At 71.8% G+C, this 1909-nt stretch carries 3 protein-coding genes; all 3 read right to left on the bottom strand.

The genetic code is table 11. The features are described 5' to 3' along the window. Positions 1 to 385 precede the first annotated feature (385 nt). Positions 386 to 595, bottom strand: coding sequence for a DUF6186 family protein (locus KBX39_RS30135; protein ID WP_176722875.1), 210 nt, complete (start codon positions 593 to 595; stop codon positions 386 to 388). After that, positions 595 to 1002, bottom strand: coding sequence for a hypothetical protein (locus KBX39_RS30130; RefSeq protein ID WP_043325811.1), 408 nt, complete (start codon positions 1000 to 1002; stop codon positions 595 to 597). Before KBX39_RS30130 ends, KBX39_RS30135 begins: the two co-directional genes overlap by 1 nt. A 136-nt stretch (positions 1003 to 1138) precedes the next feature. Then, positions 1139 to 1909, bottom strand: a 771-nt coding sequence (locus tag KBX39_RS30125; RefSeq protein WP_210873797.1) for a bifunctional oligoribonuclease/PAP phosphatase NrnA, incomplete at its 5' end; no start/stop codon positions are given.

Genomic DNA, 1909 nt, shown 5'->3' with positions numbered 1-1909 from the left:
CGGCCGGACGGCGTACGGCACTGCCGGGTGTCCCTCGAGGTCTGCAGCGCGCGGCGCATCTGCTCGCGCGCCTCGTCGGTGGTGGTCTCGGTCTGCGGCTTGCGCTTGCTGGGCATCTGAGGTCCTTCCAGGGTGCGGTCCGCCGGACACGGCGGCCCTACGGGCGCCCGGCTGCGGTCCGGGATCACCGGAGCGGCTCGCCTGGCAGCGTGAGCCCGGGTCGGTCTGACCCTGGAGGGAGGCGAGGCCGGGTGCGGCAGCACCGCCCGTGACCAGCGCCGCGAAGCGCCGGCCCTCACCCAAATTAACGTTCACTTTCCAGATGCTGCCCACAGTTCCCGAAATGCGGAAAGATCAACCTCGTCGTCCGGCTCGGCCGGCCGTGTCAGCGGGCCAGGAAGTGCCAGCCCAGCCACCACCAGAAACCGAACAGGCCGATCCGCCCGACCGGCACCGGGCCCACCTCGTACCGCATCACGAAGGCGCAGACGTCGGCCAGCGACGGGACCCGCGAGCCCTCCCGGCGCGCCACCCATTCGACGACCGCGAACAGCACGAGCGAGACCAGAAACCCGCCGATCGCCAGTGCCCGCATCATCGGCGCACCAGTCCCCAGAACGTGGACAGCCACGCGAACCAGGCCGCCGAACGGATCACGCTGTCCTCCAGCAGCGGATCGGCCAGCCGGGAGAGGGTGGGGAAGTCGTCACCCGCCGCCGCCATGAACGTCGCCCCCTCGAAGACCCCGAAGACGGTCACCGGCACCAGCCACCAGAGCGCGACCGACGGCAGCCGGCGGGGCGCCGGGCGCCGGGGCACCCGGTTGCTCAGGCCGACCCAGATCAACCCTCCGCCGGTGGTGAGGATGTAGAGGTTGGCCGCGGTCGAGAAGGACGGAAGTTGACCGCCGACCAGGGACAAGCAGATCAGCACCGGCACGGAGACGACCGGCCGGTCCCAGGCCCGGGGCGCCTCGACGGTGAGCTCACGGGGATGATCCATCACCCGATTGTCCCCAGCGTCACGCACGGCGGAAAGGCTGGCACGCCTCGTAATCCCTGGAAAAGCCGCCGATCAGCTCACACTTCCGATCATCGCCGCGCCTCGGCCCGGCAGAAATATCGGCACAATTCCGCTTTTAGGGGGCTACCAGCGTTGCGGTAGCGAGTTCGGCCCGGATCCGTCCGACCAGCTCGTCGAGCGCGCCCCGCCCGGTGAAGCCGGCCGCGAACCGGTGCCCGCCACCGCCCAGCGCCACCGCCACCGCGCTCACGTCCACCGCGCCCTTGCTGCGCAGCGACACCGCCCACTCGGCCTCGCCCGCCTGCTTGATCACGCAGCTCACGTCCGCCTCCTCGGTGCACCGCACCGAGTCGATGAGCGCCTCCAGCACGTACGCCGGCTGGTCGTGCCGGACCAGGTCCTCGCGGGTCGCGTACGTCCAGACGAGCCCGTGCCCGGCGGCGGCCGCCGGTTCCAGCGTGGCCCGGCCGAGCACCTCGCCGAACAGGCGGACGGCGCCGAACGGGCGGGTGTCGAACACCCGCCGGGAGATGTCGCCGGGCCGGATGCCGGTGGCCAGCAGACGCGCCGCCATCCGGTGCACGGCAGGCGTGGTCGCCTCGAAGCGGAACGAGCCGGTGTCGGTGGTCAGCGCGACGTAGAGCCCGGTCGCCACCTCCGCGTCGAGCGTCGCCCCGAGCCGGTCCAGCAACTCCAGCGCGACCACCGAGGTGGCGGCGGCGTGCGGGTCGACCAGGTTGATCCGGCCGAAGCCGGTGTTCGAGGCGTGGTGGTCGAGCACCAGCGAGGTGCCCGCCGTGTCCAGCCGGCCCACCAGGTCACCCAGCCGCGACTCGCTCGCCGCGTCGAAGCAGATCACCAGATCCGGATCGGGGTCCGTGTCGTC

The organism is Micromonospora sp. D75 (assembly GCF_018070405.1).
Classification (GTDB): Bacteria; Actinomycetota; Actinomycetes; order Mycobacteriales; family Micromonosporaceae; genus Micromonospora; species Micromonospora chalcea.
This window is presented reverse-complemented; position numbering and strand designations above follow the sequence as displayed.

Excerpts from the sequence above, each read along its gene's own strand:
- KBX39_RS30135 (WP_176722875.1), bottom strand. The coding sequence starts at position 595 with ATGCGGGCACTGGCGATCGGCGGGTTTCTGGTCTCGCTCGTGCTGTTC.
- KBX39_RS30130 (WP_043325811.1), bottom strand. The coding sequence starts at position 1,002 with ATGGATCATCCCCGTGAGCTCACCGTCGAGGCGCCCCGGGCCTGGGAC.